A 4,982-nucleotide genomic window follows, 5' to 3' on the forward strand; every position below is an offset into this window, starting at 1 on the left:
ACCGAATATTGGCCGGTGCACACTCACCTTGAGAAAGACTGTGCACCACTGCAACGAGGAGACATCGTACCGGTCGAAATAGGCCTCAACCCGAGTACCGCGATGATCCGCAAAGGCTGCCGTTTGCTGGTGGATATCCAGCCTTATGCGCCGGCCGGCGTGCCGGTTCGTGCCTATGACAAGAGCTATCACGTCGATGCCGTGAACCGCATTTACACTGGGCCGGAGTACCCGAGCTTCCTGCAACTGCCGATCGTTCCCTGACCGGTCAAGCGTTGTAGCCTTGAATGTGGGCATAGTCCATCTGCCGTAATGAGGTGAAAACCATGCCCCCCATCAGCCAGTGGCGCTTGCGCACTTTGGGGGTGGCAGCAGCGTGTGCTGAATCGCCGGGGCGACCAACCCCACCAACGTCTCCCGATCGGTAGCGGCAAGAATCGGCACGCCGATGATTTGTCGTCCGGTCACTATTCCCACCAGCATGGACAACGCCAGGCCTGCGCGCAGGCGCGCGTCTTGCCCAAGCGATTCGCCTGCGCCTGCGATCAACCGCGACTCAATGTAGTCGCGCAGTTGATGACGCGCCTGCTCGTTGACCATCGCATTTCTGAGCATCGCCATCAGCGGCTCGGACTCCTCGGGCGCGCCCTCCCACGCTTGTAGAAACGCGCGAACCACGCGCTCCCCAAGTTGCTCGTCGGTGCCGGCAAACACCGCACTGAGCTTCTCCAGAGCTGATTCCGGAATATTCATCACTGCTGCAAATAGCTCGTCCTTAGAGCGGAAAAACTGCATGACCATAGACACGTCAACGCTGGCATCGGCGGCCACGCGGCGCATCGTGGTCGCACCGAAACCGTCGCTGGCGAAACGCCCGCGTGCCGCTTCAAGCACCGCTTGGCGGCTGTTTCCCGAGCCAGGGCGCCGCCCGGTTTTGATTTCACGGGCATCCGCTGTGGTGGGTTCTTCTGTGGTTTTCATGGCGCCGATATTTCCCTGTGCGTGGTCATTTTTCTGTGTTCGGTATGTCGAGATACATGCTATACATAAAAACTCAACACGTGTTGAGTTAATCAAAAATCAGACTTACACTCGCGCCGCTGCACTGCGCAAAACCAAGATCTGCACTACAAGAGGACCTCTTCATGAGCGATACCCTGCAGACTTTTACTCACGCCACGGCGCTGCCTGCTGGCGATAGCGGACACAATGTCCGCAAGTTGCAAACCGGTGTGTTTTCCGGTCCGGTTGCCGGCCTCAGATATCAGACTTCTACCTTCAGCGGGCTGACGAACGAACACGGTGAATTCCACTACCGCAAGGGCGAGCGGGTTGCCTTTCTGGTGGGTAACACACCGATCGGTTCCGCACTCGGCGCACCCCGCCTCAATCTGGCAGACATCGTCAGCCGCGTGGACGGCAACATCAACAAGTTGCTCGATGCCGGGCTGACAAACATTGCCCGCTTCCTCTGCTCGCTCGACCGCGAAGGAAATCTGGATAGCGGCATCTGCATTGACCCGGCAGCAAACGAAATTATCGGCCAGTATCGCCTCAATTTCCGCCACGATATTTCCTTTGCCGGCCTCGCGCTGAACCCGGTGCTTGAGTTTGAACAGGACCCTTTGATCGCATCGGTGTTCGCCGAGCTTTCGGCCGCCGGCGTCTTTACCAATCGCACACCGCGCCAGCTCTGCCATGCGGCGACGGCACGCAATGAAGTCCGGCGAAACATTCTCGGCATTCTGCGTTTCAAGGACGTCAGGATTCCCCTGAAAAACGGCCTGCACGTGTACGCGGACGTGTTCCGTCCGGCCAAGCCTGGCCGCTTCCCGGTCATCATGAACTGCGGCCCTTATGGCCGGGCGTTCTACCATCACTCGATTGCCGACGACGCCGATTTTGTCGCCCACGAGGACATGGAGGAGCGCTATTTTCACGGCAATGCCGAAGGGCAAGTGTTTGAGAATCACGAAACAGCCAACTCGGTGGATTGGGTGCCGCATGACTATGTACTGGTGCGTGTGGATGGCCCTGGCTCAGGCAAAAACCCGGGAACACTGGCGCCATTCGGCATAGAAACGGCCGAAGCCTTTCGCGATGCGATTGACTGGGCGGGAGTACAGCCCTGGTCAAACGGCAATGTCGGGCTGTGGGGTATGTCGTACTACGCGATGAGCCAGCACGCAGCGGCAAGCCTTGAGCCGCAGCATCTGAAAGCAATGATCGCCATCGGCACCGATGTTGATCTGTACGAGGAGGTTGCCTATACCGGCGGCATCCTCAACGAGGAGTTCTTCAGTCACTGGTACAAGGCCGGCGTGCTGGCTGCGGTGTGTGGCGAGCCAAATGCAGTCGACTTTATCGGCATGCTCAAGGAGGCCACGTTCAAGGACTCGGATTCCGCCAAGGCGTTCGGCCCACGCTCGACGATTCTGATGAACCCGGACATGAGCAAAGTGAACGTGCCGCTGTGGTCCATTGCCTGCACAACGCACATGGCGCATTTCCATCAGCTCGGCAGCAGCGAGGCTTATCTGGCCACGAACACGGCGTCGAAGAAGATCGACTTCTGGGAAGACTGGTTCACCAAAGCCTATTCGCGAACCGCCATCGGCGATCATCGGGCGTTTTTTGACCATTGGTTGAAAGGCATCGACAACGGCATCATGGACACCCCTCCGGTGCGTCTTGAGATTCGAAGTGGCAATGGCGCCTCCTATATTCAGGAAGAGCACGAATGGCCCATCGCAAGAACGGTCTATCCGCAATGGTTCTTCGACGCCACGCCATCAGACTGGCAAGGCGACGAGCACCGCGACGACTTTCTGCGTCTGGCGTTGACCCCTCCTGTCGTCAGCGGGCAGGCCGATTACTCCGCGCAAATTCCCTTGGCGCTGCGCACGGGCATCCCGCCGTGCTTTCTTCCCGTCAAACCCCCTTCAGTACTGGAAATATGGAAAACCGGCATTTCGTTCATCAGTGATCCCGTGACGCAAGACATGGTGTTCGCGGGGTATGGCAAAGCGCGGCTGTGGGTGTCTTCCACCAGCGAGGACATGGATATCTTCGTGAGCCTGCGCGTACTCGATGAAAACGGCCTGGAAGTCGACTACGCCGGCCCGACCACAATGGGCATGAACGTGCCCAACTACCCCTTGGCCAAGGGCTGGTTGAAGGCGTCGCATCGCCAAGTGGATGCATCGCGCACCACAGAGTACACGGTCAAGCACACGCACCTTAAAGCTGACCATGCACCGCTCGAAAGCGATGAAGTGGTAATGGTTGAAATCGAGATCATTCCCAACACAGCGTTGATCCGCAAGGGTTACCGCCTGCGCGTGGATATCCAGCCTTTCGACGGTGTCGATCACGGCCCTCGGCACGGATATGACAGCGCCTGCCACGACGGCGCGCGAAATACGGTCTACAGCGGGCCGGATCGCCAGGGTTTTATTCAGCTTCCGATTGTTCCAGCGAAAGCACCGTTGCACCTCTAACAAAAATGAGTACAGGAGATAGCTATGACGCTCGAAGAACTTGCAGCGCGCACCGAAATTCACGATGTCCTGCTGCGCTATTGCCGTGGCCTTGACCGGATTGACATGTCACTGGTGCGTGGCGCTTTCCATAAAGACGCCTACATCCACTTTCCAGAAAGCCTTCATGTCGGCGGCGCTGAGGGATTCTTTCAGTTCCTGACTGACGAAATGCCACGGTTTAACCGTACTCAGCATTTCCTCGGAAATAGCCTGGTCGAGTTCGATGGCCCCGAGATTGCGTTCGTTGAAACCTACCTGCAGGCTGACCACGCCGCTTCAGAGCGTCATCACTGGAAAGGCGATACGGTTAAATTATGGGCGCGCTATTTTGATCGATTTGAACGTCGTGACGGTGTTTGGCTGATTGCCGAGCGGCGTCTCATGGTCGATTTGATGTACCGCTATCCAAGGGGAAACTGGTTCGACGATCATCCAGACGCTTCCGTCAGTCCGCGTGACGGCACCGATCGGGTATTGCGCAAGGTGGCCGGTTATTCGGGCACCCCGATCGGGCAAAAATCACTCGCAGACGCTTGATCGACGAACACCAGAGGGGCAATGCCCCTCTGCACCCTCCCCCGCAAAACCCCCGCGCTTATTGCAACCTGCGAACGGCCGGCTGGTTACCAAACCGGAAACGGCTGAGCAGTTGAATGTGCTCCTGGGTCACCTGTTGGATTGCACTGATCGCCGCCATCATCAGCGCTGAAGGCTTTGGCCCGGTCGGCTGCACCAACAGCAGCTCCAGCGTCAGGCCGGCACCGGCAAAGGGGTTGATTCTGAAGTCCCGCTCTGCAGGTTCAACACTGAAATCGTGAACGAATAGCAGGCCGGGAAGAATCGCCATCCACTCGCTCTGCCTGATCAGGTCGAGCGTGGCCAGCACCGCATCGAGCTGGTAACAGGGGCCCGGCCCCGAAAGAGCTTCCAGTTGTGATCCGATCCACTGAGCATATTCGCGACTGTCAGGGGCCAGCAGCTTAAACCCGGTCAGTTCGTCGAGCTCAATCAGTTCGCCATGCTCGAAGCCACTGTCATGGGTGATTGACGAGACCAGAAACGCAGGCGTGGCGGCAAATACTGTTGTGGACAGATCCGCCGGTGGCTGCGAAATCGATGGGATGATCGCAAAGTCGAGTTCGCCGGCCCGCACCATGTCGATCAGCATGTTACTCGGGGCGTCGATCACTGCGATTGAGGCATTGGGATTCTGCGACATCAGACGCAAATAGGCCGGCGCGAGCTGATAGGTCGCCAGTGTCGGTGTTACCCCGAAGCGAACTTCGCCGGGCAGGCCCTGCTCGAATGTATCCAGCGACCGCAGTGCCCTGGAATTGGCCGCCACCACCTCCAGACAGTGCTGATAAAAGGAGGTGCCCGCAGCGGTAGGCTCTACACCTTTCAGTCGGTCAAACAGCTGCACGCCGAGCATTTCTTCGA

At 58.1% G+C, this 4,982-nt stretch carries 5 protein-coding genes; 3 read left to right on the forward strand and 2 right to left on the reverse strand.

The features are described from left to right. The coding region (locus WBB95_RS28940) for a CocE/NonD family hydrolase C-terminal non-catalytic domain-containing protein (protein ID WP_424490694.1) at positions 1-264 on the forward strand (264 nt) is incomplete at its 5' end. A 72-nt stretch (positions 265-336) separates the two neighbouring features. Here the strand turns inward: WBB95_RS28940 and WBB95_RS28945 are convergent. Continuing rightward, a complete protein-coding gene (locus WBB95_RS28945) occupies positions 337-981 on the reverse strand; it encodes a TetR family transcriptional regulator (RefSeq protein ID WP_424490695.1) in 645 nt (214 codons plus the stop codon). A 164-nt stretch (positions 982-1,145) separates the two neighbouring features. Between WBB95_RS28945 and WBB95_RS28950 the strand changes: the two genes are divergently transcribed. Together WBB95_RS28950 and WBB95_RS28955 are read left to right on the forward strand one after the other, a co-directional pair. Next, positions 1,146-3,500 (forward strand): CocE/NonD family hydrolase, encoded by a 2,355-nt coding sequence (locus tag WBB95_RS28950; protein ID WP_424490696.1) that lies wholly within the window; start codon positions 1,146-1,148, stop codon positions 3,498-3,500. A 24-nt stretch (positions 3,501-3,524) separates the two neighbouring features. Then, the gene (locus tag WBB95_RS28955) at positions 3,525-4,079 is read left to right on the forward strand and encodes a nuclear transport factor 2 family protein (protein ID WP_424490697.1); all 555 of its coding nucleotides are present in this window, start codon (positions 3,525-3,527) and stop codon (positions 4,077-4,079) included. A 58-nt stretch (positions 4,080-4,137) separates the two neighbouring features. On the opposite strand, the gene WBB95_RS28960 is transcribed toward WBB95_RS28955, so the two are convergent. Further along, the coding region (locus WBB95_RS28960) for a LysR substrate-binding domain-containing protein (protein ID WP_424490698.1) at positions 4,138-4,982 on the reverse strand (845 nt) is incomplete at its 5' end.

The sequence above is a fragment of the Pseudomonas sp. genome (assembly GCF_049645325.1).
GTDB lineage: Bacteria > Pseudomonadota > Gammaproteobacteria > Pseudomonadales > Pseudomonadaceae > Aquipseudomonas.

Bases quoted from the DNA above. Each gene is read 5' to 3' on its own strand.
- WBB95_RS28945 (WP_424490695.1), bottom strand. From the start codon at position 981: ATGAAAACCACAGAAGAACCCACCACAGCGGATGCCCGTGAAATCAAA.
- WBB95_RS28950 (WP_424490696.1), top strand. From the start codon at position 1,146: ATGAGCGATACCCTGCAGACTTTTACTCACGCCACGGCGCTGCCTGCT.
- WBB95_RS28955 (WP_424490697.1), top strand. From the start codon at position 3,525: ATGACGCTCGAAGAACTTGCAGCGCGCACCGAAATTCACGATGTCCTG.